Origin of the sequence: Alteromonas sp. MTD1 (genome assembly GCF_042848195.1) — a bacterium.
GTDB lineage: Bacteria > Pseudomonadota > Gammaproteobacteria > Enterobacterales > Alteromonadaceae > Alteromonas.
Genome location: NZ_BTGG01000009.1, coordinates 67218 through 92523 on the forward strand (window position 1 = coordinate 67218; position 25306 = coordinate 92523).

At 43.7% G+C, this 25306-nt stretch carries 25 protein-coding genes; 13 read left to right on the forward strand and 12 right to left on the reverse strand.

What is annotated here, in order from left to right; all coding sequences use genetic code 11:
• Positions 1–15: 15 nt before the first annotated feature.
• A complete protein-coding gene (locus tag ACGHAV_RS13155) occupies positions 16–942 on the forward strand; it encodes a LysR family transcriptional regulator (RefSeq protein ID WP_390381455.1) in 927 nt (308 codons plus the stop codon).
• A gap of 12 nt (positions 943–954) precedes the next feature.
• On the opposite strand, the gene ACGHAV_RS13160 is transcribed toward ACGHAV_RS13155, so the two are convergent.
• Positions 955–1560 (reverse strand): exopolysaccharide biosynthesis protein, encoded by a 606-nt coding sequence (locus tag ACGHAV_RS13160; protein WP_390381458.1) that lies wholly within the window; start codon positions 1558–1560, stop codon positions 955–957.
• Positions 1561–2003: 443 nt separating this feature from the next.
• On the opposite strand from ACGHAV_RS13160, the gene ACGHAV_RS13165 reads away from it, so the two are divergent.
• From ACGHAV_RS13165 to ACGHAV_RS13210, 10 genes are all read left to right on the forward strand, one after another.
• Entirely contained in the window at positions 2004–3332 is a 1329-nt protein-coding gene (locus ACGHAV_RS13165) for a sigma-54-dependent transcriptional regulator (protein ID WP_390381461.1), read from the forward strand.
• 17 nt (positions 3333–3349) lie between these two features.
• Positions 3350–3589 (forward strand): hypothetical protein, encoded by a 240-nt coding sequence (locus ACGHAV_RS13170; protein ID WP_390381464.1) that lies wholly within the window; start codon positions 3350–3352, stop codon positions 3587–3589.
• Positions 3579–5078, forward strand: a complete 1500-nt coding sequence (locus ACGHAV_RS13175; protein WP_390381467.1) for an ATP-binding protein — start codon at positions 3579–3581, stop codon at positions 5076–5078. Before ACGHAV_RS13170 ends, ACGHAV_RS13175 begins: the two co-directional genes overlap by 11 nt.
• 1 nt (position 5079) lies before the next feature.
• Positions 5080–5532, forward strand: coding sequence for a response regulator (locus ACGHAV_RS13180; RefSeq protein WP_390381470.1), 453 nt, complete (start codon positions 5080–5082; stop codon positions 5530–5532).
• 42 nt (positions 5533–5574) lie between these two features.
• Positions 5575–7611 (forward strand): response regulator, encoded by a 2037-nt coding sequence (locus ACGHAV_RS13185; RefSeq protein WP_390381473.1) that lies wholly within the window; start codon positions 5575–5577, stop codon positions 7609–7611.
• Between the two features lie 198 nt (positions 7612–7809).
• Positions 7810–8142 carry a DUF883 domain-containing protein gene (locus ACGHAV_RS13190; RefSeq protein ID WP_390381476.1) on the forward strand — a complete coding sequence of 111 codons (333 nt, stop codon included), beginning with the start codon at positions 7810–7812 and terminating at the stop codon, positions 8140–8142.
• Between the two features lie 2 nt (positions 8143–8144).
• On the forward strand, positions 8145–8714 hold the full coding sequence (locus ACGHAV_RS13195; RefSeq protein ID WP_390381479.1) for a hypothetical protein: 570 nt from the start codon (positions 8145–8147) through the stop codon (positions 8712–8714).
• An 8-nt stretch (positions 8715–8722) separates the two neighbouring features.
• The gene (locus ACGHAV_RS13200; protein ID WP_390381482.1) at positions 8723–8983 is read left to right on the forward strand and encodes a hypothetical protein; all 261 of its coding nucleotides are present in this window, start codon (positions 8723–8725) and stop codon (positions 8981–8983) included.
• Between the two features lie 25 nt (positions 8984–9008).
• A complete protein-coding gene (locus tag ACGHAV_RS13205) occupies positions 9009–9584 on the forward strand; it encodes a hypothetical protein (protein WP_390381485.1) in 576 nt (191 codons plus the stop codon).
• Positions 9585–9810: 226 nt separating this feature from the next.
• On the forward strand, positions 9811–10449 hold the full coding sequence (locus ACGHAV_RS13210; protein ID WP_390381488.1) for a phosphoribosyl-AMP cyclohydrolase: 639 nt from the start codon (positions 9811–9813) through the stop codon (positions 10447–10449).
• A gap of 14 nt (positions 10450–10463) precedes the next feature.
• Here the strand turns inward: ACGHAV_RS13210 and yfbR are convergent, their stop codons facing one another.
• On the reverse strand, positions 10464–11105 hold the full coding sequence (yfbR, locus tag ACGHAV_RS13215) for a 5'-deoxynucleotidase (protein WP_390381491.1): 642 nt from the start codon (positions 11103–11105) through the stop codon (positions 10464–10466).
• A 266-nt stretch (positions 11106–11371) separates the two neighbouring features.
• Here yfbR and ACGHAV_RS13220 point away from each other — a divergent pair, with 266 nt between their 5' ends.
• A complete protein-coding gene (locus ACGHAV_RS13220; RefSeq protein WP_334014934.1) occupies positions 11372–11548 on the forward strand; it encodes a DUF1328 family protein in 177 nt (58 codons plus the stop codon).
• A gap of 55 nt (positions 11549–11603) precedes the next feature.
• Positions 11604–11798: a hypothetical protein gene (locus ACGHAV_RS13225; protein WP_334014933.1), complete on the forward strand. Its 195-nt coding sequence runs from the start codon at positions 11604–11606 to the stop codon at positions 11796–11798.
• 113 nt (positions 11799–11911) lie between these two features.
• On the opposite strand, the gene ACGHAV_RS13230 is transcribed toward ACGHAV_RS13225, so the two are convergent.
• From ACGHAV_RS13230 to glgX, 10 genes are all read right to left on the reverse strand, one after another.
• Positions 11912–12127, reverse strand: coding sequence for a hypothetical protein (locus tag ACGHAV_RS13230; RefSeq protein ID WP_334014932.1), 216 nt, complete (start codon positions 12125–12127; stop codon positions 11912–11914).
• Complete coding sequence (locus ACGHAV_RS13235) at positions 12128–15046, reverse strand: DUF349 domain-containing protein (RefSeq protein WP_390381495.1); 2919 nt, start codon at positions 15044–15046, stop codon at positions 12128–12130.
• A complete protein-coding gene (locus ACGHAV_RS13240; RefSeq protein WP_334014930.1) occupies positions 15036–15329 on the reverse strand; it encodes a DUF1315 family protein in 294 nt (97 codons plus the stop codon). Before ACGHAV_RS13240 ends, ACGHAV_RS13235 begins: the two co-directional genes overlap by 11 nt.
• Positions 15326–15655 carry a zinc ribbon domain-containing protein gene (locus ACGHAV_RS13245; protein WP_334014929.1) on the reverse strand — a complete coding sequence of 110 codons (330 nt, stop codon included), beginning with the start codon at positions 15653–15655 and terminating at the stop codon, positions 15326–15328. Before ACGHAV_RS13245 ends, ACGHAV_RS13240 begins: the two co-directional genes overlap by 4 nt.
• A gap of 213 nt (positions 15656–15868) precedes the next feature.
• Complete coding sequence (locus ACGHAV_RS13250; RefSeq protein ID WP_390381499.1) at positions 15869–17527, reverse strand: alanine/glycine:cation symporter family protein; 1659 nt, start codon at positions 17525–17527, stop codon at positions 15869–15871.
• A 115-nt stretch (positions 17528–17642) separates the two neighbouring features.
• Positions 17643–18773: a M14-type cytosolic carboxypeptidase gene (locus ACGHAV_RS13255; RefSeq protein ID WP_334014927.1), complete on the reverse strand. Its 1131-nt coding sequence runs from the start codon at positions 18771–18773 to the stop codon at positions 17643–17645.
• A gap of 189 nt (positions 18774–18962) precedes the next feature.
• Positions 18963–20408 carry a glyceraldehyde-3-phosphate dehydrogenase gene (locus ACGHAV_RS13260; RefSeq protein WP_334014926.1) on the reverse strand — a complete coding sequence of 482 codons (1446 nt, stop codon included), beginning with the start codon at positions 20406–20408 and terminating at the stop codon, positions 18963–18965.
• 533 nt (positions 20409–20941) lie between these two features.
• Positions 20942–21361: a peptide-methionine (R)-S-oxide reductase MsrB gene (gene msrB, locus ACGHAV_RS13265; RefSeq protein ID WP_390381503.1), complete on the reverse strand. Its 420-nt coding sequence runs from the start codon at positions 21359–21361 to the stop codon at positions 20942–20944.
• Positions 21362–21437: 76 nt separating this feature from the next.
• Entirely contained in the window at positions 21438–22991 is a 1554-nt protein-coding gene (gene gndA, locus ACGHAV_RS13270) for an NADP-dependent phosphogluconate dehydrogenase (RefSeq protein ID WP_390381506.1), read from the reverse strand.
• A gap of 173 nt (positions 22992–23164) precedes the next feature.
• Positions 23165–25258, reverse strand: a complete 2094-nt coding sequence (gene glgX / locus ACGHAV_RS13275) for a glycogen debranching protein GlgX (RefSeq protein ID WP_390381509.1) — start codon at positions 25256–25258, stop codon at positions 23165–23167.
• Between the last annotated feature and the right edge of the window lie 48 nt (positions 25259–25306).

The window sequence follows — 25306 nt, forward strand, 5'->3', positions numbered from 1 at the left end:
TTAAGAAAAATTTCAATGCTTAAATCTACATTAGAGCAATGGCGCATGTTCAAAGCAGTGGTTGACGCTGGCGGGTTTAATCAAGCTGCAACAGAAGTACATAAAAGCCAATCGAGTGTGCATCATGCTGTTCAAAAGCTCGAAAATGCGATTGGCGTTGTTCTTTTTGAAAACGAGGGCCGCAAAGTAAAACTTTCGCCTCAAGGTGAACTTATGTATCGCAGAGCTTCGTTTCTTTTAAACGAAGCTGAAAAATTAGAGGCCGTAGCAAATAGCCTTCAGACCGGAACGGAAACCACCCTTAGAATTGCGGTAGATATTATTTTCCCGTCAGCATTGTTATATAACGTATTATCCAAAGTCTCAGCCGAATTCCCCTTACTACGAATAGAAATTGAAGAAACAGTACTTAGTGGTGCTAATGCACTGCTCAATAACGGTAAAGTAGACTTGGCGATTTCCCCTTTCGTTTTTCCCACAGGCTTCAGCGAAGACTTATGTGAAATCGAGTTCGTTGCGGTAGCACATAAAGACCACCCTCTTCACCAATTGGGAAGAACGCTCACACTAGAAGATTTAAAATCACATCGCCAAATTGTAGTACGCGACTCTTCCGCCGAACGTAAGGTAGATGTTGGCTGGCTTGGCGCAGAACAGCGGTGGACTGTAAGCCATGTTAGAACATCGTTAGATATAATTAATCAGGGTTTGGGGTTTGCGTGGCTTCCCATTGCTATTACAAAAGACTACATTGAAGATGGCACTCTGGTTCCTCTTCCATTAGACAATAATGCTGCGTTACGTAAAGCACTACTTTATCTGTCTTTCGACGATGGTGACACGCTAGGCCCAGCAGCTCGTGCTTTTATGGGTGAGTTACGTTATCAATCTATGCAATTACCTACATCAGATTTACTAATGAAAAGCTGTCAATCGATGTAGGAATTTTCCAAATTATCCCAATGCTTTTGAAATCTGATCAAACGCCAAAAGAAAGCCCAAAAGTGATATCGAAACGCCAATTAAAGCCACAGCGCCGTCGTCAGTTGCCATGCCTACAGCCATTATCAAAACAGCAAAGGCCGGTATTAACCCCATAAACGGAATAAGCTCTAGCGGTATCATAATTAAACCACAGCCTGCACAGCAAAGCGCAATAAGAGATCGAAATACGGGTTCTCGCATGAAAAAGCAACGCGGGACCAGTAACTTATCAACGCGTTGTGCGTACGGCTTAATTTTAGCCACAACTGTATTTATCTGATTTGCATCGCATTCAAGCGCCATTATCTTTGATGGTAGCCACGGATGACGACACCCAAGTAAAATTTGCAGAGTAATGAGTAATATTGTCACACCGGCAATCGATGGTACTCCTGGAATGGCGCCGACGGGTGTGCATGCCCAGAATGCAGGTAGTGCAAGCATGGGTCCAAAACCACGTTTTTCCATGCTTTTCCAAAGCGTTGAAAAAACGAGCACGCCTTGTTTTCTACCCGGCCGCCACTTTTCAAGAAGCTCGCTTAATGTCATTGATCTTTCAATGGTTCTTACAAACATTATCAAATCCTTTGAAGCGAGACGCTCCGCAAAAGCCGTGTAAACCGTTTACTAAACAATCAACTTTTTGGAAAAGAAAAGTGCTAATAAAACGTGTTTAAGCGTTATTAATACCAACAAGTTGTGCGAAAAATATGCCATACGTTTATTCCAATTAATTTTTTAATAAAGGGAATAACTTTTGCTACTACACACTAGCGAATAAACAAATTTGAAAATTTTAACGCCATTTCATTAAATTAACGCAATGCGTTTTTTTGTATTCTGCCTATGTAAAAGCACGTTGTTAACGCAAACGCACCGTTGATGTCTACAACTGCTTTTCTATAGCGTATGATTAATATATATATTTGATTTGAATTGTTATTTCACAGCGATATGAGTAACACCAACAATAAACAACATGCTGTGAAGATTTGGCGTAAAAAGAGAGAGGGATATCAGTGCTTACTATCTTACTTGTAGACGACGACACAGAGTTTACCGACGTTGCCTGTACCATTATTGAATTTTTAGGTCACGAAGTACTTACTGCAGCCACGCTTGAAGAGGCCCGTGATTGGTTAACCAAAGAAACGTTCGACCACGTTCTTCTTGACTTCATGCTACCAGACGGCAGCGGGGCACACTTATTTAACGAACTAGATGCGTTGCCAAAACAACCTCGCGTTACACTCATTACTGGTCACCCATCAGTTAAAGAGGTCATTAAAGGCCTGTGTGGCCCTAATATCGATTACCTCGTTAAGCCAATTCAGCGCGAAGAAATTGAAGCAGTATTAAGTAAAAAGAAAAAGCCTAAGACTGACGAAGACAAAATAACCAAGCACTTTGATTTACTCATTGGCGAATCTCCTGCGATGAAAGATCTGTATAAACTGATCTCCAGAGTAAGTAAAACCAGTGCCAACGTTATGCTTCTTGGTGAAAGTGGCGTAGGTAAAGAAGTGGTTGCTGCTGCGATACACCGCGCTTCTGAAAGTGAAGGCCCGTACATTGCAACAAACTGCGGCGCGTTTTCTAAAGAGCTTATTGGTAGTGAATTATTTGGTCATGAAAAAGGCGCCTTTACCGGTGCTGTTGGCAAGAAAGAAGGTGTGTTTGAACAAGCCGAGGATGGCACGCTATTTCTAGATGAAATTACTGAGATGCCCATTGATATGCAGCCCAATTTACTGCGCGTTCTTGAAAACAAAGTGGTTATACGCGTGGGGGGGACAAAAACTATCCCGGTAAATTGTCGGGTGGTATCGGCCACTAACAGAACAATGGAAGAAATAGCGCAAAGCAAAGTGCTGCGTGAAGACATTTACTTCAGATTGGCGGTATTCCCTATCACTATACCGCCACTTCGTGAACGCAAAGAAGACATTCCTCTTTTAGCAAAAACCTTTATAGAAGAGTTTAATAAAGATAATGGTGCCTCGTTTAAATGGGAAGAAGCACAGCTTAGTAACCTGCAAGCCTATGACTGGCCGGGCAACGTGCGTGAACTAAGACATTTTGTTCATCGCGCAGCAATTATGAGCGACCCAAACGGTGCGACGTTAGAACTACCAAAAACCATCGAATCGCCTTTTGCTCAAAAACAAAGCACAACCCCTGCTCTTCAAGCTGGTCGCACCATAGAAGATGTCGAGAAAGAGCTTATCTACGCAACATTAGAAAAAGTGAATGGCAACAAAACAATGGCTGCTGACATGCTGGGTATTAGTACGAAAACACTTTATAACCGCCTTCATGCATATGGCGATTTAAGCAAAGACGATTAGTGCGGAAGGTGAATGAAATGACTGATGATGAACTGGCGCAACTAAACGTTTTCGTGCATGACGCCAGAAAACCGCTTAACAGAATTTCTATGCAGGCAGAGCTGGTAAAAATGGCCCTAAATGGCGATGTACCGGCAGACAAAGCGCTACAGGCTTTAGACAAGATAATTACTAGCGCAAAAGATTGCAGTGCAAAACTGACTGAAATGACGGCAGCAATGCATCAAGACAACTTGGCGTCACAACATGATAAATAGAGTGCTGTCTTCAATTTACAGTTGGATAATTATTGTCATCGTCGTTATCAGCGTTATTACTGCTAATTCTTTCTATGTTGTGAGCACGCTGAATGATTTGTCAGCACTGGAAGCAAGATTGTTTACTACCAATCGAGTGATTAATGCCGTTAATCGACTTCACGTAGCGGTACTCCGTGTTGAGTCGGGGCAACGCGGCTATATGCTAACTAACAACACAGATTATCTCGCAGATTACGAAGAAACGTTAGGCAACCTCACCGAATTAATGGAAGAGGTTGAGGTAAGCTCTTATTCTTCTGACATCGAAAATCAAAAGCAACGTATAACCAATTTGCTATCGCTTACTAAACGTAAAATCAATGAAATGATTGAAGCGGTTGAGTTAACGAAGTCCGACGATATTCAAGGTGCTATTGACCTTGTAAACAGCGATGAAGGTTTATCTTTATATAAGCAGTTCGAGAGCACTTTCAGAAAAGTCGATGACTCTGAACGTGATATGCAGGGTACGCACTTAGCAAACCTTATGAAGCTAAGGCGAGATTCTGTAAATACACTTATTATTTCATCGGCAACTACCCTATTCCTTGTCATTGCCGTTTTTCTGTTGTTAAAAATCAACTCTCGTGAACACGAAAAGTATCAGGAAGACTTAGAAAAAATAAACGAAGATCTTGAATCTAAAATAGCAGAACGTACCCAAGAGCTTAGCGTTTATTCTGACGAACTTGCACGAAGTAATAGAGAACTTGAAGACTTCGCTTTTGTTGCTTCTCATGACTTGCAAGAGCCTTTACGAAAAATTCGAGCCTTCGGCAATCGTTTAGAATCAGGTTATGGTGATGTAATCGATGAGCGAGGTAAAGACTTCCTTGGTCGAATGCTAAATGCAGCTGAACGAATGTCTATGCTTATTTCTGACCTTTTAGCCTTTTCACGTGTTTCAACCCGCGGAAAAGAGTTTGCCGATGTCGATTTAAATTCCGCACTTGCCAGCGTTTTAGATGACCTTGAGATTGCCATTGATGAGAAATCAGCAACGATAAACACCGATACCATGCCAACCATTCGCGGCGATAAATCGCAATTAGAACAGGTGTTTTTGAATCTATTATCCAACGCATTAAAATTTCAGGCCGACGGTGTAACTCCTCATATCGATGTGCTTTTTGATGTGCCTAATGAAAGCGAACTTCAAGATATTACTCAGTCTGATGAGTACACATGGTCAAAGATTTCAATAAAAGACAACGGTATAGGGTTTGAGCAGTCATTTGCCGAAAAGATTTTTGCCCCGTTTCAGCGCCTTCATGGGCGCAGTGAGTATAAAGGTACGGGCATAGGACTTGCAGTGGTTCGCAGAATTATTGAAAGACATAACGGACAAATTAGTGCGCACAGTTCGCCTGGTGAGGGTGCTACTTTTACTATTCTTATACCGAATAATAGTGAGCCTTTTGGCTACAACAATAACGGAGATTCATAGCATGACGCGTAAACAAACCCATCCGATTAATATTTTGATGGCAGATGATGACGAAGACGATCGTTTACTCACCGTCGACGCGCTTAAAGAGAGTCGCGTACTAAATAACCTTTTCTGTGTTGAAGATGGCGTTGAGCTTTTAGAGTTTCTTCGTCACGAGGGCAAATATTCTGATCCGGAGTCGGCGCCAAGACCTAGCCTTATATTGCTCGATCTCAATATGCCAAGAAAAGACGGCAGAGAAGCGCTACAGGAACTTAAAAAAGACCCTAAACTACGCAGTATTCCCGTTGTTATTCTTACTACTTCGAAAGAAGAAGAAGACATGCTTCGCGGATACGATTTGGGGTGTGCGTCTTACATCACCAAACCAGTAAACTTCGAAGGTTTGGTTGAACTTATGCGCGCGCTTGGCCGTTATTGGATTGAGTTCGTTGAGTTACCGCACGAGTAACCGGTAAAAGATGACTGCAGTAAATCATAGTTGGAATAAATAATGGCTGATGTAATTAATGTATTGCTTATTGAAGATGACGAAGATGACTACTTCTTAACATCGGATTACCTTACACAATGCGACTCACCTTCGTTTAATTTAACGTGGGTGACAAACAGTGAAGACGCAATAGCAAAACTCAAAAAACACAGCTTCGATTTATGTCTACTTGATTATTTGCTAGGTGCTGAAAATGCCATAGACGTTATGGCAAATTTAAAAGCTAACCAGTTCAATCTGCCCGTTGTTATTTTAACGGGTCAGTCAGACATTACCGTAGATGAAATGGTAATGCGTGCTGGCGCAGCGGACTATTTACAGAAGTCAGAAATAGAAACACCTCGCTTTATGCGCACAATTCGCTACGCCATGGTGCGACGCGATATTGAAAACGAACGCTTAGAGCGAGATAAAATAGAGCAAAAAAATAAAGCAAAAGACAAGTTTCTAGCGCATCTTGGGCATGAATTACGTACGCCGCTAACCTCTATTCTTGGCTATACCGAGCTGTTAATTGACGATGTTAGAAACAGTAACTTTAAGCAAGAGCTTTCCATTATTCAGTCAAATGGCCGCCACCTACTTAGCTTGCTTAACGATTTGCTTGATATGTCACGTATAATGGCTGACAAGTTAGACCTAAATATAAAAGCAGTGAATCTTTGCGCCTTTTTAACAGACATTCACTCGCTTATGCGTTTAAGCGCTAAAGACAAGGGGCTAAGTTTAGATATTGTCGCAGCTACGCCAATTCCAGAGTTTATTGATACCGATCCTACTCGCCTACGCCAAGTACTGTTAAACCTTATTTCTAATGCAGTGAAGTTTACCGATAAAGGCAGTATTACCCTTTCGATTGAATTTGTTGAAGCGAATAGTAGTGACCATAAGCCCGCCCAACTGCGTTTTCATGTGAGCGACACCGGTGTGGGTATGCCACCCAATAAGCTTGCCAATATCTTCCAGCCGTTTGAACAAATTGAAGATGTAATGCGCGCAAATCACGGCGGCGCGGGGTTAGGGCTTGCCATTTGTAAAGAGCTGGTGCAAAAGCTAGGTGGCGACATTAGCGTATCTTCAAAGCTCGGAGAAGGAAGCACCTTCTCATTCGATATAAATCCAGGCGATGTTGCAGACCAACCCAAAACCGAATTGCAGCTTGGACAAGTTCAACAAGCGCAATCAGCTTTTATTAATTTGAGCGTCTCGGGCAAAGTGCTAATTGTTGACGATTTACAGGAAATAAGAAGGCTTACAGGTCATATTGTTGGGCAGTCACAAGCAGAAATTAGCTACGCCGAAAATGGCGTTAAAGCTCTTGAAGCAGTGTTGCGGGCAGAAGAACAAAATCAACCGTTTAACCTTGTTCTTATGGACATTCATATGCCAGTAATGAATGGTATTGAAGCGCTTCATGCCATGCGTCGCCACGGGCAACAAACCCCAGTTATTGCCGTTACAGCAGCGAGTAGGAAGGGATTAAGAGAATCGCTAATTCAAGAAGGGTTTAACGACGTTATCGGCAAGCCAATAGATAGGTTTGCGCTTACCTCATTACTTGGCAAATACCTTCCTAGCAGCCTAACTCAAGACATTGAGAACGGTAAATCGACTGAAAATACGGAAATTCATACTACCCTGCCGTCAGAGACTACGCGTGCCGAAGCGAATGAACGTCTGGCAGTAACCCCGAATAATGGAAAACGCGTTCTTGTCATTGAAGATGACAGCGATGCAGCAGAGTTATTGCAGTTATTTATTTCTCATTTAGGGCATACGGTTACCATTGAAACCAACGGTTCGGACGCGCTTCAAACTGCCTCTAATAAACCGTTTGATCACGTTCTAATGGATTTAACCTTGCCCGACTACAATGGTTATGACCTCGCAAAAGAGCTAAAGGCTGCCCAGCCATCGGCACGAATCACTATAGTGAGTGGTCACGAGGCAGACACGCAGGTTATGGCTGAGATAGGCATTGATAATGCGCTACTTAAACCAGTGACAAAAGACGATCTTGAAACAGTTATATATTAGACCTTCGCCCTCGTTCAGCTAGTGATTTAAGCTGATGAAAAAATTACATGATGCCGTGAACTTTATATCTTAAAGCGGCAGCAACCCAACTCAAAAAAACCAAAATAATCATATTTTTCAGCAACTAACACTCATCCCCGCCAGTGGTATGCTCGTTGCAACTCTTATTGTGAACCCATAAATTGTAAGGAGAGCATTATGGCTACACAATCGTCATCAAATTCTCAGGCTAAGAAGTCAAACGGCGCGAAACCGGTAAGCGAGCCGTCTCACCCTATGACAGATCAAATGAAGGCATCATTGCACGCGTCAATCGATAAGCTTGCTGATACTGCGGGTGTTGCAGAAGAGAACATTCGTCAAACAGCGACATCTTCTGCACAAAATATGGCAGCGCGCAAAAAGCTTGCCGAGCAGAAATGGCAGGAATCAAAAGTGCGAGCTTTTGCAGTTGAAAACCCGGTAACCACCGCAGGTCTTGCGTTTGCAGCCGGCATGTTAGTTACCTCATTATTGAGAAAAGCTAAATAAGCATGCACGCCCCAAACTTTAAGAGTGCTCAGTTCTCGCTGAGCCTCGATAACCCTTTCAAGCTTACTCCCCCCAGGGAGCAAGCTTTCTTTGGCACGCAGCAATACAAGGCTCATGCAGATCAAGTGCTAAAGGAAGAAGTGGATAGCGAACAGTCTACGACGACTAAAATGCAACAAGCGGCTGACGACGTAAAAAGCGCTTACGCTGAAAAAGTGCGTCAAGGTGCATCGTTTTTCTCGCTATTAAACAGCGAACTAATGCTGGTAAAGAAATCGATAATCGTCACCGTTTTCGCTTCGCTGGCTACGCTGGCAATTGGCGCTATATGTTGGTTATTGATAAATGCCATTTTAGGTACAATGTTATATCACTATGAACTAGGTCTTATTTTTATACTGGCCATACTTCTCACCATCAACATCCTTGCAACACTCACGTGTTTTAAACTGGCAAAAACGGCATTTGAACATGCCAGTTTTGATTCGCTTATAAACACAGCCAGCACGGTGTTCTCTCAAAATAATGATCTCTTACACAAGCACCAGCAGCACAAATCGAAAGGTCTCTAGCAAGCATCATGTTTACCTTATTTTTAAAAACAGAGTTGAAGAATATTGAAGCACATAAGCAAAGCTACGCTGTGCAAAAACAAAAAGCTGATATGGTCGTAAAAAAAGCACAATCACAGTGTGCAGAATTAATGGGGGAACCGAGTGTTTTGGCCGCTATTGTGGCTGCAGGTGCTTTTAAAGGTGCTACAAGTCCGAATGCGGCTCAACAACGTAAAAGTGCTTTAACATCAATTGCTAAAACTGGGCTTTTTAATCTGTTTCACTGACCAACTTAATAAAGAGAAAATAACAATGAACAAAACCTCGCGCGTTTCACAATTTTACAAAACCAGCCTTATCCTAAGCACATCGCTTCTTTTTCTAAACACATTATCGGGTTGCGCCTCTGCTCCCATCGCAGCGCCTACGCCATATAAAGCATCCACAGTAAAATCGAGTTATGGCTATTCAAGCAAAAAAGTATCTGAGTCAGACTATGTTGTGTTATTTAAAGCCACCGACAAAACCCCTGCCGACCTAGTTCAACAGTATGCGCTTCATCGCGCCGCAGAGATTGCCGAAAAACAAAACTTTTCACACCTAGAAATTGTGAAAACAAATGTTGAAAGAAAGCCACAGTTAGCCAGAGAAGTAGTGGCCTCCAACGAACCGCCTCAGGCCTTTCAAAATACCCAGTGCACAATGTCTGGATGTGAAGAGGTAGCACAACCTATGGCTGGCGCCACCAGTAACGACATTGTGAAAACCCAAATCAACGACGTGTACTACACCATAACGGTGAAAATGGCTAATAGTGCAGCAAGCTTGGGCAAAAAAGCATTTAGCACAAGGAGCGTTCTAGAAACACCACTAAAAAAGAAGAAGTAGCGAGTCTCAAAAATCGAGCTTCGCCGGCAACGAGTATGTTTTTGTGATTGCTTCACGCTCTTTTTTGGCAGTTAGACTTAACTTAATTTTCTATTAATGAGTTTTTAATGTTGTAAAAAAGTAAGCGTAATCATTGGTGTATAGACTTAACCACATGAGATGCAAAACGTAAGTTATGCAGTAAAGATTACTCAGTTATATATGCCAATGACGAAGGAGTCATATCATGAAAAAACTAACTACGCTAACTACCAAAATTGCTGCTACCGCTGCCGCTGTTATTCTTGTTACTGGTTGTAGTGCCGTTGCGAAACCACAAATGACTGCTGCTAACAGTGCACCGATAATAAAGGCTGACGCACTAAACAACGCGCTACTGTACTCAGACGAGTGCATTACAGAGCGCGAAGTTGTAGAGGCGCAAAAGATGTGGGGTAAGGGTATTGTTCGAATTGGTGCCGTATTTACAGATAAGGGTGATTACTCAAAAGAAGCAGCCGACTTTATTCAGGACATGTATGGTTACGACCTAAGTAGCGTATTGTTCAAGCCTACGCTTGCAGCCAACGATCAGTTCCGTGGAAGCTTTGATGCTGCATTGTCTTATTTTGTAGGTGGAAACGACGCCTACGCGGAAGACAAAGGCTTCGCAATTAAGCCATACACTAACGTGAAGTTTGATAACGTAGGCATTATTAACAACAGCTGCAGAATGGCCGTTGCGATGGGTAACTACTTCTTTACCGACACAAGCGGTGGCGAAACAAAAGTGGAATACACCTTTGCCTATGTGAAAGACCGTGAAGGCGACCTTCGTATTGTTGCCCACCAGTCATCACTACCTTACAACCCTAACAGCAACTAAGTCGTGATAGGTTATTATTCAAGGTGAAGCGTATTGGCGCGCTCTATCCATTCCAAGTCTTTGGTTTGCTCATCTAGCGTGCCTTTCGCATCTTCTAAGAAGATTTGACAAAAGTAGTCTACCGCGGGAAGTTTCTCGCGGTAGCGCTTTAGCTGAACTTCCATTTCTTTCATAGCGTTAGAAAATTCACCATTAGATTTGGACAGCTCGTAGTCACACTTTAGGTAAGCGCACAGTACATCGGCAGCCTTTGCCAAGGTTACGTGGGCATCTTCTTTATCTTGCTCAATAAGCGGCTTATAGCGCGCCTGTAATGCCTCAGGCAATGTTTTGATTAGCATCGACTCGAATCTACGCTCTAACTTCTTAATTGCTGCTGTAGTTTCTGGGTCATGATATTTCACCGGGCTTGGGATATCACTCATTCCTGCTATTTCACTGCCTTCATGAAAAATAGCCATAGCAGCAACACGATCAGGGTTTATCTTTTCATTAAAAATATCGCACGCAATGGCGCCTAGCATATGTGCCACGACAGAAGCCTCGTATATATGTGTTGAAAGCATCTCTTCTTGGAACTGCGCCATTAGCGGCCAACGCTTTACATTACGCGCCCGCTGCATTAAACCAATAAATGCTGAATGCGTGTTTGCCATACCCTTCCCTTTTATTCGAATATCTTAATTCATTTATATCAACACTATTTAAGATAGATTGCTATCTTTTCACCAATTCCAGCTTTAACTGAATTGTGTAAAAAGTGCAAAAATTCATGTAAGCCGTTTATAAACAATATTCAAAGCTGATGTAAAAAACACAGTAAAAAGGCCACTTTATCATTAAAAACAAAAACTTAACAAAACAGGCACAAAGCTAGCATTAACTAATATGAACTTCATGGAAGCAATAAGAGGATATCGTTATGTTAGGTTGGGCCATTACATTTTTTATAATCGCCATTATTGCAGCAGTTTTTGGTTTTGGTGGTATTGCAGGAGCAGCTACAGGTATTGCGCAGTTTTTATTCTTTATTTTTATCGCGCTACTTGTAATCTCGCTTGTCGCTAATGCCTTACGCGGTCGGGCACCTCGCGCATAGTCCGCTAGCGCATTAATAGCAATACTATATACATTTTAGGAAAAGGAGTAAGGATATGTTTTCATTTAAAAATCTTTCAAAGGTACTAGTAGCATCAGCTTTCGCACTGTCATTAGCAGCATGTGGTGATGGTGAAGCAGAAGACGCTGGCGAAGAGCTAGATGAAATTGTTACTGACGCAGGTAACGCGGTTGAAGACGCTTGTGAAGATGTGAAAGAAGGCGTAGGCGCAGAAGATAAAGACTGTTAATAGCATTCTTTTCTGTCCCAACAAAAAGCCAGACGTAGTGTCTGGCTTTTTTTATTGGGTTCACTTAAGTATGTATTGAAAGACCTTTTATACGGCCTTCAATGGCGCTGCACTTACACTTCCTGTCCGCCTAACTCTAGCGCAAGGTCGTCTAATGTAGAAAGCGTGGCATCGAACTCGCCTAATACGTAACGATACTTAACGCTTACATGATGATCGCTTCGACCAAACTTAACGCGTAAGCCTTCGGCATCGATATGCTTTACCGTGTTCAGAAACCGATAGGCCGACATTTCTGTTTCAAACTGATACTCGACATGATTCTCCATTTACGAGACAACCTCAGGGTTCGTTTGAATAACATTGATGATGCGCTGCTTAAGGTGCTCTTCCTCAGCCGAGATATTGCCGTGAGAAAGCCATTGAGACAACAGTTCACGTGCACTAGCAGACTCACCGTTTTCAAGCTTGGCCGTCATCATTTGAAGCTGCACACTGGTGCGTGTGCTGCTTTCACTTTCAGGGCTTGGTACGTCACAGGCTACCTCAAGCGCCACAGTTAACCACGCACGATTGTGAGTAGTGTCAGCGCTTGATGCACCTTCTATTAGAGTTGCCCAGCGCTTACCAAGTGTATTTGTCATAGCGTTAATATCATCTTCGCTTGCCGACTCACCCGCTTGCAAAAGACCAACTAGCGCTTCGGCTTTCGCTACGACGGCTTGGTTCCTTTTTTCGCGCTCAAACGCCTTACGCTTCGTTTTGATGTCATCAATACGACGCTGCACTTTTAGTCGCTGTGGTTTTGGTAGCGCTTCAGACTGTTCGATAACGTCACTGATTGCTGCATTAAACACGTCGTAGTCAGCGTTTATCTCTAACGACGATAAAGACTGTATTAGTGCTTCCAACTGTGAGTTTGCTTCGTTGTTTTGAGATTTTCTTTGTGCTTTTAAGTTATCGAAAACAGCATCATTTGCTTTCTTAAACTCTGCCCACAATTTACTTTCCTCACGTTTTCCGGCATGTCCTATCGCTTTCCATGCGCGCTGAGCTTCTTGCGCTTCATCTGCTGCAGCGTTTATGTCTTCCGCGTCTACAAGCGTTTTCACTTGCTCAACAAGCTTGCGTTTTTGAACTTGGTTCTGTGATTGCCAATCGTTCACACGTTTTGAGATAGGCGCAGAGCTTTGTTTCCACTGTTGTTTTAAACCTTCATAAACGCTTTGCTCTACCTGACCAGCGCTATGCCACTGCTTGGATAACTTATCAAACGCTTTCGCTAATTCGTCTATCGGCATGTCTTCGCTAAGGTCTGCTACCGACGAAATAATACTTTCACGCGCTTTTAGTGAGGCCTCTCTTGCTGCATCAAGTTCGGCGTAGTGCTTACGACATGGTTCAAAAGCGCGTTCTAACGCTTCATCGAAATCACGCTGAAGTGCAGCATCCTCTGCACTTCTTTGCTCATCTGTCTGCACAACAGAAGTAAGCGTTAACCACTGCTTACGAAGGTATTTAATTGCGTTACTGCGGGCTTTTATATTGTCTGCTGGTGTGTCAGCAAGCGCCTTTGCTTCTTCAAGCAACGCAGGTTTACGCGGCGCGGCCAAATAGTCTTGCCAACCTTCTAAGCGCGAAACGTCCTCAGCAGTTTTCTTAAAGCGTTTTTCTATCTGACCGAAGGCATCTTCAGATAGCGTCTTTACGCTGCCATCAAGCTTTACAAACTTACTTAACGCTGCACGAAACTTGCCTTGGCTTATTAAATTATCAACAACGCTAATTTGCTTTCGCACCTGCTTGAGCGCGTCATTTATCGCATTTTTCTTCGCTTTTTCCTGTGCTTTCACTTTTGACAGCACATTGTCGAAGCGCTCAGTCAGCGGCTGTGGTACGCGAATCAATTCAGCGCTCGCTAAACGGTATTCCTTCACGGCCTCATCAAATGTCTGCTTTATTGCTTCTGTATTTTCAGCAACATCAATTTCAGCGCTATCAATCTCTGTGTTCGCAATTTCAGCACGTCCAATGTTTTCAACCGTTTCTGGCGCATCAGTGTTATTTTGTGCCTCACTCATCTCTATGAGCTTTAGGCCAAGTGCTTCAACTGTGCCTAATTTCACAAGTAGCTTTTGACCATATTGCTGCTGCATTGAGAACCGTTCGAGCTTGTCATTAAGCTCTACAAGGGCGGCTTTACTTTTCTCAGACAGTTGCGCATTACTATCGATGCGCGCTAATTGCTCAATCGTTGCTTCAACGGCTCTAACGCTTTCATTTACTGTTGCTACATCGGCAAGCGTTGCCTCACATAAGCGTTCGTTGTACAGCCAATTCACCTGATTCTTAGCATGGCCGAGTTGCTGTTCATATAGCGCTCTGATTTGTGCTAACTGTTCGGACTGCTGCTTGGCTTCCCACTCGGGTTTTATTCGGTCAATGTAGCGCTCAACTTGCTCAACTATTCGTGATTGCTTTTCTCGGTAATCTTCTTGCTCTGCCATGCTGAGCAATTCGTATTGCCCAGCAAGCCCTGTTAACTCACTATCAAGGGCAGCCTTTTGTTGCATTACCACTTCAACGTCGCTTTTATCGCAAAGCGCCTGATACTTAGAGAGACATAGCGTAAGCTGCTTTTTAAACTCCACAGGCTTTTGCTCAGCTTCGGCAATGGCGCTGATACGCTCTTCAATTTTGTTTACGAGTGCTTTGTCTTGCGCCTTCTTAAGCCATTTTTGCAGAACCGAAACGTCCGTGCTTTCTGCAACAAGTTGATTTTGCAAATTGGTAGAAGCACCGTTAAACAGTACAAACTGCGTAAAGCTTGGCTTGGCAACCTTTGCTATTAGCGCTTTAGCAAGTTCGTCATTCGCAACTAAAGCACTGTCGCGCTGAACTATTTGCGTAATTAACTCCGCGCTTGCAGACTCTTTAAGGAAAACCACTTTGTCATGTTCAGAAAGCGCTAACGAACTATTTCCTAAAAGTGCATCGTTCACTTGCTTTTCTGCCGCTTTCTTCACTCGGCCGTCTTTCGCTATTTGCGACATTTTCGACCATAGTACGAAGCTGTTTAGCTTATTTAGCGCTGCCAAACTTACATTTGCGTCTTCATCGTTAAACGCAAGTTCATGTAATATTGTTTTTTCTTGGGCTTTGTCTGGCGACAAACTCTCAATGGCCTGTATCCGTTTTTCAGGCTTTGCGCTTGTATGAGCAGGCGCGAAAAATCGACTAAATATCATCCTGTTTAAACCGCGCTATTGTATTTTCATCATCTTGTTTATCGTTCAAAGCGCGTTTAAAGTCCGACTTGCTTTTGTGAACAATTTCACCACTTTCGCCCACAGTCATGTGTTCGGAAGACTTCTCTATTTTTGCTTGATAAAGCATTACAGCTTGCATGCTGCTTGCTTTTTGCTCTTCATTTAAGGGCGTGCCGTCTGGCCATTTACCCGTTTCAACAGCACTGCGCAGACGCTCATAGATTTCTGGCGTCATGCTGGCAACTAATACTTCTATATTCATTTAGGAAAACGCTTAATGTAAACAATACGAGCACGGTTAACGAGGTACCATACAAACCCCACTACCGCCCCAAGGATAGCTAAATTGTGTTGAAGATCGCCCGGGCGTGTTCCACCCCAGTACATAAAACCAAAGCTTGCAACGAAAATAAGCATAGCAAGTAGAGACTGGTTTTGAATACTCTGTAGTTTTTGAAATTTTTGTAAGCTTTGCTTGCGCTCAATGTCTTCAGACGTTGCATCACCGATTTTAAAATCGCAGTGTGGACATGTTTTTGCTTTGTCGGATGTTTTTTTGCCACACGACGGACAGTCAACTAATGCCATATGTTGCTCCTGTTGTTGGGTGCGAATGAGAACGCTGCTGCATGCATTATCAGCAGGTTTTTGCGCGGACGAGTATCATACTTAAGTTACACAATTTTATGAAGTCGATGACCTCAATTGCCAATAAAAAATGCGCGCGTAATAACACGTTCTAGTGGTATTTACGCGCGCATTTCAAACGGGTTCACACCCATTTTTATTCAGTTAACTCACTTACTTGTTGTGACGAGACCAGTAGTCGTTAACGGTTTCTTTCATTTCTTTGCAAAGCAACATAATGCCAAACAAGTTTGGCAGCGTCATAACAACAATAGCTATGGCAGATAATACCCAAATTAGCGTGGTATCAGAGAATGCAGCCCACACAAAGCCCGCTACGTAAATTACACGGTAAGGCATAATTGAACGAGGCCCAAACAGGTAGGTCATGGCACGGTCGCCGTAGTAAGACCAAGCAATGGCTGTTGAGAACGCAAACAGCATTAAGCCTACAGAAACGATGTACTGGCCAAAATCACCAAAGAAACCACGTGTAAACGCAATAGTAGTCAGCGCGGCAGAGTGCACCAGCGATTTACCACTCACCTCTAGGTTGTCTTTTACTGGTTTACCATCAACAATTTTCAGCGTTCCCGTAAATAGGTCTTCACTACCAACTGCATATTTTACATCTTCCGCCACACTTCGTGCGTTAAGCAAGGTAAAACCATCACTTACTGCAGTACCATTTACAACCGTGATAGACCCCGTGTATGGCTCTACCGTATTGCCGTCGATATCGTTCAGATAGCCATAAAGCTTATCAACGTCGGCTTGGTTTGCATCGTCGTACTGACCTGCTACGAAAAACATGTCAGAGCGGTCAAAGATGTTTTCGTGCTTTTCTTTCCATACACCAGACGACAGGATAACCAAACCTGTTACCGTACAAATTAGAATTGTATCGATGAAAGGCTCTAGTAGTGACACCATACCTTCAGAAGCAGGCTCTTTGGTTTTCGCTGCTGCGTGAGCAATTGGCGCAGAACCTTGACCCGCTTCGTTTGAGAATAAACCACGGTTTACACCACGGTTAAATGCGTACGCAAGCGATGCACCAAGGAAGCCACCAGCTGCTGCTGAACCGGTAAATGCATCACCAATAACCGCTGCAAACGAAGGCCCTATGTTTTCAAGGTTGGCAAAAATTACTGCCATTGCACCAATTAAATAGATAACCGCCATAACCGGCACAACGCGCGCGGTAAAAGCAGCAATACGCTGAATACCGCCTAAGATTACAAGCGCAAGAAGAATACCTAGCACACTGCCCACAATCCAAGGCTCGAAGCCAAACGTTGCTTCAATACTCTGCGCTATACCGTTACTTTGCGGTAGGTTACCCGTCCCAAAAGAACTAATTACCGTTGCAACAGCGAAAGCAACCGCTAGCCATTTCATATTCAAGCGACGGTCCATGTAGTACATAGGGCCACCAGCCATCGTACCGTCTTCGGTTTTAACACGGTATTTGTGTGATAGCGTTACTTCAACGAACTTGGTTGTCATACCCAAAAACGCAGTAACCCACATCCAAAATAGCGCGGCAGGACCACCAAGGAAAATGGCAAATGCCACACCTGAAATATTACCCGTGCCAACAGTACCAGACAGCGCCGTTGTTAATGCTCTAAAGTGGGTGGTATCGCCTGGATCACTTTCCTTGTCAAACTTACCTGTAACTACTTGCCAGGCATGCTTAAAGAAACGAATTTGTGGAAACTTAAGATAGATAGTGAAGAAAAGACCCACACCAAGAAGCACATAAGGAAACCAGAAAGCTCCCCCTAAAAAGCCGTCAAGCGTGGTTAAAAAACCGTATAACCCTTCCAAGGTATTTCCCCTTTTTTATTATGATTGATTATTTTGTTTATTATATTTTGATAACCAAAAGGCCTCTGTTTGTCGAGGCCTTTTGAGGGAAGTTCTCACTTCCTTAACACGAATTTTAGCCTTTCAGCTTTTTCACTACAGCATTCACGCCAATAAGAAGATCTTCTCCCAGTTGACGGCTGCGCTGTACCGACCACCCATAAATATCGTCAGGTACATCAGCGTTATCTTTAAACGGCATTTCTACTGTATATGCCATACATTTAAACTTTTCGCCAACGGCGTTAGAAGCCACTGTCAGATTTGCCTTGCCTGGCTCGTCTTTGTCGTAACCAAATTCATCTTGGAACTCAGGCGTCGCGTTAAGTAACGCGTTTTTAAATGTCTCTTCCAATGCCTTGATGTCATCGTTATAGCTAGGGTTGCCTTCACTTCCCGCTACAAAGTTGTATGGCAACGCTTCATCACCATGTAAATCAAGGTACATATCAACGCCAATTTCAGACATCGCATTTAATACGTAAAGTACTTCTGGGCTTTTCTCAGCTGTTGGCGTAGCCCATTCTCTATTTAGGTTTGTGCCTACCGCATTGGTGCGCAGGTGACCGCGTGCGCTGCCATCTGGGTTCATGTTCGGCACCACATAGAATACGGCGTTATCGAGAAGTTGGCGAGCTAAACCGTCTTGCTCGTCTAACAGACGGTAGATTATACCTTCAGCACACCATTCTGCCATGGTCTCGCCTGGATGCTGACGCGCTGTGATCCACACTTTTTTCTTCTCTGGTGTCTCTTCACCAATTACCAACAACGACATATCTCGACCATCAAGGGTTAGGCCTAAGAATCTGTGTTCGCACAAGAGCGACATCTGTGCATCGTGAATAAGGTCTAGGTGACGCTCGTAGCTATAAGGAATGAAATACGCAAAATAAACACTTGGCTGTTCAAGTGTTAGCGAGAACGATAGGTTATCGCCATCAAATTCGCTAGGAATTCTAAACCACGTTTGTCGGTCGTAAGAGGCAAGAACATTGTACCCCTTCCAACCTTCTGGATAAGCTGACTTAGCAAGATTGCCAATGGTCATGTTGTGAGTAACAAATGTCTCACCTACTAAACGGAAATGAAACCATTGAGCAAATTCAGATTGGTTATCTTTTGGAATAGCTAGACGAATATCGTCTGGTGACTGTGCGCTTACAACTTCAATGTTGCCGCTGTCGAATTGACTGGAAATATGCATAGACTGTCGTTTTCCTCATTATTTGTGCGCTAATTTAGCATAGACACCAACACAAATACCACGTAGAGGGCAGGTTTTATAATGCCTAAAGTATACAATTTGTTTACACCAATAAAAAACCGACCACTTAGGTCGGTTTTTTAATCAATTTAGTGGGTCATGTTGCGCCAACTGACCTCTTCCCGTCGCTTATAGCGGAAGGGTTGGGAAGCTAAGCCCTGCCATATCGCGAACAACGCGAAGTACCTGGCAGCTATAGCCGAACTCATTATCGTACCAAACATAAAGCGTTAAACGCTTATCAGCAGCGATAGTCGCTTGAGAATCTACCACTGAGGCAGCGCGCGAACCTACTAAGTCAGTAGAAACTATTTCTTTACTGGCTGTGTAGTCAATTTGATGCTGAAGCTTCGAGAATAACGCAGTATCGCGAAGGAACTCGTTAACGGCAACACGGTCAACCTCAGTCTTAAGATTTAGGTTTAAGATTGCAAGTGACACGTTAGGTGTAGGAACGCGAATTGCGTTACCCGTAAGTTTGCCAGCCAGCTTAGGATATGCCTTTGCAACAGCCTTTGCAGCGCCCGTTTCAGTGATAACCATGTTAAGAGGCGCACTACGTCCACGACGGTCGCCTTTGTGGTAGTTATCAATAAGGTTTTGATCATTCGTGTAAGAGTGAACAGTTTCAACGTGACCATTATCAATACCGTACTCTTCGTCAAGCGCTTTCAGTACTGGCGTGATCGCATTTGTTGTACAGCTAGCGGCAGAAACAATTGTGTCTTCAGGGGTTACTTCAGCATCATTTACACCGTGTACGATGTTCTTGATGTCTCCTTTACCAGGCGCGGTAAGAATAGCTTTTGCAGCGCCTTTGGCCTTAAGGTGAAGACCTAAGCCATCGCGGTCACGCCAGATACCAGTGTTGTCTACAACAATAGCGTTTTCGATACCATACTGCGTGTAATCTACTTCATCAGGGCTGTTTGCATAGATAACCTGGATGTAAGAGCCGTTGGCTTTAAGTGCATTACGCTCGTGATCGATAGTGATACTGCCGTTAAATGGACCGTGAACTGAATCGCGGCGAAGCAAGCTAGCACGCTTCTCAAGGTCACCCTCACGACCACCACGTACCACAATGGCACGCAAGCGAAGCTTGTTGTTTTTGCCTTGGCGCTCGATAAGTAGTCGAGCGAGTAAACGACCTATACGGCCAAAACCATATAGTACAACGTCTTGAGGCTTCTGGTCGTCCTCTTTACCTGCAACGTCGTTTAGTTTTTCGTTGAGGTAGGCCGTAAGGTCGTTGTTGTCAACCGCCGAACCGTAATGGAAATCGAAGGCAAGTTTGCCAATATCAATTTGTGCAGGCGCTAGCTGCATGTTGCTAAGCGCTTCAACAATTGGGTAGCTTTCACGTAGACGAAGCTTAATACCTTCGTGCAAGCGTACTTTGCGGTGCGCTTTTACTACATCAATGGCACTAGCATTCAAAAGTGAGCGGCCGTATACCGAAATTTCTACCGCTTTGTTGCGGTACAACTTTCCAATAAGGGGCAACATCATTTCTGCGTATTCCTGACGCTCTTGCCAGCTGCTTTGTAATTCCTGCTCAAACTGTTGATTCATGCTCTTGCCTTCATCGATATAGATTAACGTTTAGTTTCGCGTCGCTACGTCAGTCACTTTTTATTATTAGGGTACACAGAGGTGAGATATCGTCTGACGGTGACGTGCGCTATATTAGAGAAAGTAATTTAGATGACCAAATTGTTGATTACTTTCACTAAAAGCGAGATTGATAGGCAGACAAGATAATATTTAGTAATTTTCCGACAAAAGCATAGACGTTGCTCTTGTTGGAATTAAAAAGAATTAAATGTTGGATTTAACGTAAATGAATATACGGCTTCAACAATTATTGATAACCATCATCCAAAATAGGTTTTTATTGGCGTATACAGAAAATCTACATGTCGTTACATTGCTATCTGCTTGATACTAGCACTTCTAATTTTTGAAATAATATTTCAGTTTGAAGTAGTGAAATAAGCAAAAAAACCGCCGTTTTCTGGCGGTTTTTTGATTTATTCTGAAAGCGGCTTCAATTTAAGGTTAATTTTTAACCAGTTGTTTACCTTTATTCCTTGCTCTCTCCGCCTCTAACCTTTTATCTCGACATTATCTTTGCCTTTAAACGTCATCGATACTGAGTTCACGCAATAGCGCTGTCCTGTTGGCGCCGGCCCGTCGGGAAATACATGGCCAAGATGCGAATTACACTGTTTACAAAAAATCTCGACGCGGCGCATACCGTGTGACAAGTCTTCACGGTAATCAACATTGCCATCTTCCAACTGTTTGTAAAACGAAGGCCATCCGCAGCCTGCGTCAAATTTAGTGTCGGAGGGAAAAAGTGGTGCATCGCAGCATTTACACACGTAAACGCCGTCACGGTTTTCATCTAATAATGCACCTGTGAAAGGACGTTCGGTGCCCGCCTCTCTGCAAACACGAAATTCCTCAGCGCTTAACGAACTGCGCCATTTTTCATCATTATTGCTATTACTGTCGTTTGACATGTTTATACCTCTAAAACTGAAAAAGGTGTATTTGTTGCCAAATACACCTTTTACACAATGGTTTGCAAAACGCCTATTATTTCTTGATAGCCGTTTGCGGACGCGCTGGATCACTCCACTCAATGTGGTACTTTTTACCAGCAGGCTTGTCTACGCGCTGATACGTATGCGCACCAAAGTAATCACGCTGCCCCTGTAACAGGTTCGCTGGCAACACGGCTGTGCGGTATGAATCGTAGTAACTTAGCGCAGACATCATAGCTGGGCAAGGCACACCCGCCACCGTTGCTTGGGCAATAGATTCTCGCCAGTCAGATTGGTACTGCGTGATCTGCTCTGCAAAGTATGGGTCCATTAACAGGTTAGCTAAGTCTTCATTGTTGTCATAGGCTTGCGAAATTGACTGCAAGAAAACTGCACGAATAATACAGCCCGCACGCCAAATCTTGGCTATTTCACCAAACTCTAATGTCCATCCATGTTCTTTTCCAGCCATTGCCATAAGCTGGAAACCTTGCGCATAGGCACAAATTTTCGAACAATAAAGCGCTTGCTCAAGCTTGTTTACAATCGACATTTTTTGTTCGTCGGTGAAATTAGGCGCATCTGGACCTGCAAGAACATGACTTGCTGCGACGCGTTCTTCTTTCAAACTTGAAATACTGCGCGCAAAAACTGCTGAAGTAATTGTTTGTGCTGGGCTGCCCACCTGCAGTGCACTTACCGCTGTCCACAGGCCTGTGCCTTTTTGCCCTGCCCTATCAAGAATAACATCAACTAATGGTTGACTGGTCTCAGGATCAAGCTGCTCAAGCACTTCAGCACTAATTTCCATCAGGTAGCTGTTGAGCTTGCCTTCATTCCAACGACGGAATACTGCTGCAATTTCAGCTGGCGCCATGTTCAATGCCTGACGCATTACGTGGTAAGTTTCGCAAATAAGCTGCATATCGGCATATTCAATACCGTTGTGCACCATTTTCACATAATGACCCGCACCAACAGGACCAATATAAGTGGCACAAGGCTCACCTTCTAGCACTGGCTTTCCTGGCGTGTGGCTTTCAAGAGGTTTACCCGTTTCAGGGTCAACTTTTGCGGCAATCGCTTTTAGCACAGGCTCAATGCGCGTCCACGCGTAAGGGTTGCCCGATGGCATTAACGATGGACCAAAACGCGCGCCTACTTCACCGCCTGATACCGCCGTTGAGAAGAAGATAAACTTGCCTTTGTATTGCTCTTCACGCTGTACAGAGTCAGTCCACAAGCTGTTGCCTGTATCGACAACAATATCGTCAGCATGTATGCCAGCATCAATAAGGTGGTTACAAACGTGATCTACAGGGTCGCCGGCGGGCACAGAAATAATGATAAGATGAGGGGCTTTAAGTTTGCTTAACAGTTCGGTGTACGAACTACAGCCTTCTACGCGAGGGGCAACATCGTCGCCTCGTTCGCTTGCGTCTTTCGCTAGGATCGATTCAACTTTGTTTTGGTCTAAGTCGAAGCAGGCAACGCGGTAGCCATGATCGACAAGGTTCATGGTAAGGTTACTGCCCATTACCCCTAAACCGATAAAACCAATATCACACGGCTTGTCGTCGTGTGCATTACCACCTTTGTTTTGCATAGGAACATCCTCACATTTCAGATGGGAGCGCATGATACCACCTAACACCATAAAGAACAGTCATACATAGACAATTGCGTGTGTTACGGTGTAAATCTCACCATTGGTAAACTTCTTAAGCGTTAAAAATTATGCGCAGTGCATTTTTTAACCGATAGTAACTGTTTAGCCAGCTAATACCCATCATTATATTCGGTAAAACTGAACAACGTTAGCGACTTACTGGCCTGTAAAAAAACCGTTTGAATGCAAATTGATGGTTGCTCGTTGAGTGATTGATAGCGCGTATCTAAATGCATGGTCCACCCGCCTTTTGGCGCAGCGGTGGGTAGATGGAAGCGAACATCGTTTTCACTAGCGTTGACACACAAAAACCAGTGTTCAGGTTTTTGAGCACCGTTAACACACCCCTTTATTTCAACGCCAAAGGCCTTGTTGTGTCGCGCATTCCAATCTTCAGATGCTTTGTCTGAGCCATCTGGCTTGTACCAGTTAATTTCTTTTACGTTGCGCGACAATGTGAACGTGTCATCGTGCAACTTTAACTCGCTAAGCAGCGAAGAAGACTGACGCAAACGGATAACGTACTGACAAAACTTTAAAAAGTCTTGCTTACGTTTGTTTAGCTCCCAGTTAACCCAGCTAATTGGGTTGTCCTGACAATATGCATTATTATTGCCGTTTTGTGTTCTGCTTAACTCATCGCCGCCAAGAATATGTGGCGTGCCCTGTGAGAAAATAAGGGTAGCAAACAAATTGCGTTTTTGACGCTCGCGCATCTCAATAATAGATGCGTCTTGCGTTTCACCTTCAACGCCATAATTTGAAGATAAGTTATGCCCATGGCCGTCTCGGTTATCTTCCAAATTATCTAAATTATGGCGCTCGCTGTAAGTCACCAAGTCGTGCAGCGTAAAGCCATCGTGATACGTTACGTTATTCACCGATGTACTTATATGTCGACGTCCTTTGTGGAATATATCGCGAGAGCCCATAAGACGTGTTGCAAAGTCAGCCGTAACGCCATCATCACCGCGCCAAAAGGCGCGAATAGTATCGCGGTATTTATCGTTGACCTCTAACCAAGGTGATGGGAATCGTCCAACTTGATAACCGCCATAACCAATATCCCATGGCTCGGCTAAAAGCACCTTATCTTTAAGTACTGGGTCGCTGCTAATTGCGCGAAGTAACCCTGACTTATTTGTAAAGGTTTGAGGCTCTCGCCCTAAACATACTGCAAGGTCAAACCTAAAACCATCTACGCCAATTACGTTAACCCAGTGTCGCATTGCATCAAGAATAAGGGCCATCATAAATGGTTGTGCTGTATTTATGGTATTACCGCAACCAGAATGGTTTGAGAATACCAGTTCGCCTGACTTGGTTTGCTCGTACAAGTAAGCTTGGTAAGGGCAAAATCCTTTAAAAGAAAGCACAGGGCCACCCTGCCCCGCTTCTGCCGTATGGTTAAATACCACATCAACAATAACTTCAAGGTCGGCCTTATGATAAGCCTCAACCATTTCTTTCAGCTCGGCCAGTGCGTCAGCTACCCCATAGCGAGGCTCTGGTGCAAAGAAATTCACCGGGTTGTAACCCCAATAATTGGTTAGCCCTTTATCCGTTATGAATGGTTCCGGCATAAAAGAGCATAAAGGCATAAATTGCACAGTGGTAATACCCAGCGCTTTTAAGTGTTTAATAACGCTAGGGTGTGCGGCACCAATAAATTTACCTTGGTGCGCTTTTGGCACATCAGGATGCAGTTTAGTTAGCCCTTTTACGTGTGCCTCGTACACAATGCGTTTGTGCTTTGGTACTTTAGGAGCGGCAACTGCACTGGGTAAATACGCGTTGTGGTCTACTACAATGCATTTGGGCATCATAAACTGAGAGTCATGTTTATATCGACGTGCATCCCATTTAATTGCCCTGCTTATTTTTAAAGCGTACGGGTCGATAAGCAATTTATCGGTAGGTACGGAATGTAGACCGCCGTCGTTGCGCTCTACTCGGTAACCATAATTTTGACCCGCTTTAATGTTTGGCAAAAAGCCGTGCCACACGTCACCGGTTTTTTCTGGAAGCGATATTTCAAGCGTGGCTTCTTCGGTATCACCGTTGAACAAGCATAGAATGACATCAACGGCATCTGGCGCATACACAGCAAAGTTACAGCCGCCACGCATCAGCGTGGCACCCAAAGGATGCTCAGAGCCTGTACTGCAGCTAATTGCTGCGCTAGTGCCGTTTGTATCTTCCAACTTACGTTACCTATGTATTCCGCTCTTAAAAAAGTATAAGTGCGCTTT

What these genes read in the sequence shown, in the direction of transcription:
- ACGHAV_RS13195 (WP_390381479.1), top strand. Translation starts at nt 8,145, where the DNA reads ATGCACGCCCCAAACTTTAAGAGTGCTCAGTTCTCGCTGAGCCTCGAT.
- ACGHAV_RS13225 (WP_334014933.1), top strand. Translation starts at nt 11,604, where the DNA reads ATGTTTTCATTTAAAAATCTTTCAAAGGTACTAGTAGCATCAGCTTTC.
- ACGHAV_RS13260 (WP_334014926.1), bottom strand. Translation starts at nt 20,408, where the DNA reads ATGAATCAACAGTTTGAGCAGGAATTACAAAGCAGCTGGCAAGAGCGT.
- ACGHAV_RS13240 (WP_334014930.1), bottom strand. Translation starts at nt 15,329, where the DNA reads ATGAATATAGAAGTATTAGTTGCCAGCATGACGCCAGAAATCTATGAG.
- ACGHAV_RS13180 (WP_390381470.1), top strand. Translation starts at nt 5,080, where the DNA reads ATGACGCGTAAACAAACCCATCCGATTAATATTTTGATGGCAGATGAT.
- ACGHAV_RS13200 (WP_390381482.1), top strand. Translation starts at nt 8,723, where the DNA reads ATGTTTACCTTATTTTTAAAAACAGAGTTGAAGAATATTGAAGCACAT.
- ACGHAV_RS13175 (WP_390381467.1), top strand. Translation starts at nt 3,579, where the DNA reads ATGATAAATAGAGTGCTGTCTTCAATTTACAGTTGGATAATTATTGTC.
- ACGHAV_RS13160 (WP_390381458.1), bottom strand. Translation starts at nt 1,560, where the DNA reads ATGTTTGTAAGAACCATTGAAAGATCAATGACATTAAGCGAGCTTCTT.
- gndA (WP_390381506.1), bottom strand. Translation starts at nt 22,991, where the DNA reads ATGCAAAACAAAGGTGGTAATGCACACGACGACAAGCCGTGTGATATT.
- yfbR (WP_390381491.1), bottom strand. Translation starts at nt 11,105, where the DNA reads ATGGCAAACACGCATTCAGCATTTATTGGTTTAATGCAGCGGGCGCGT.
- ACGHAV_RS13210 (WP_390381488.1), top strand. Translation starts at nt 9,811, where the DNA reads ATGAAAAAACTAACTACGCTAACTACCAAAATTGCTGCTACCGCTGCC.
- ACGHAV_RS13255 (WP_334014927.1), bottom strand. Translation starts at nt 18,773, where the DNA reads ATGCATATTTCCAGTCAATTCGACAGCGGCAACATTGAAGTTGTAAGC.
- msrB (WP_390381503.1), bottom strand. Translation starts at nt 21,361, where the DNA reads ATGTCAAACGACAGTAATAGCAATAATGATGAAAAATGGCGCAGTTCG.
- ACGHAV_RS13205 (WP_390381485.1), top strand. Translation starts at nt 9,009, where the DNA reads ATGAACAAAACCTCGCGCGTTTCACAATTTTACAAAACCAGCCTTATC.
- ACGHAV_RS13230 (WP_334014932.1), bottom strand. Translation starts at nt 12,127, where the DNA reads ATGGAGAATCATGTCGAGTATCAGTTTGAAACAGAAATGTCGGCCTAT.
- ACGHAV_RS13170 (WP_390381464.1), top strand. Translation starts at nt 3,350, where the DNA reads ATGACTGATGATGAACTGGCGCAACTAAACGTTTTCGTGCATGACGCC.
- ACGHAV_RS13185 (WP_390381473.1), top strand. Translation starts at nt 5,575, where the DNA reads ATGGCTGATGTAATTAATGTATTGCTTATTGAAGATGACGAAGATGAC.
- ACGHAV_RS13245 (WP_334014929.1), bottom strand. Translation starts at nt 15,655, where the DNA reads ATGGCATTAGTTGACTGTCCGTCGTGTGGCAAAAAAACATCCGACAAA.
- ACGHAV_RS13235 (WP_390381495.1), bottom strand. Translation starts at nt 15,046, where the DNA reads ATGATATTTAGTCGATTTTTCGCGCCTGCTCATACAAGCGCAAAGCCT.
- ACGHAV_RS13220 (WP_334014934.1), top strand. Translation starts at nt 11,372, where the DNA reads ATGTTAGGTTGGGCCATTACATTTTTTATAATCGCCATTATTGCAGCA.
- ACGHAV_RS13190 (WP_390381476.1), top strand. Translation starts at nt 7,810, where the DNA reads ATGGCTACACAATCGTCATCAAATTCTCAGGCTAAGAAGTCAAACGGC.
- ACGHAV_RS13155 (WP_390381455.1), top strand. Translation starts at nt 16, where the DNA reads ATGCTTAAATCTACATTAGAGCAATGGCGCATGTTCAAAGCAGTGGTT.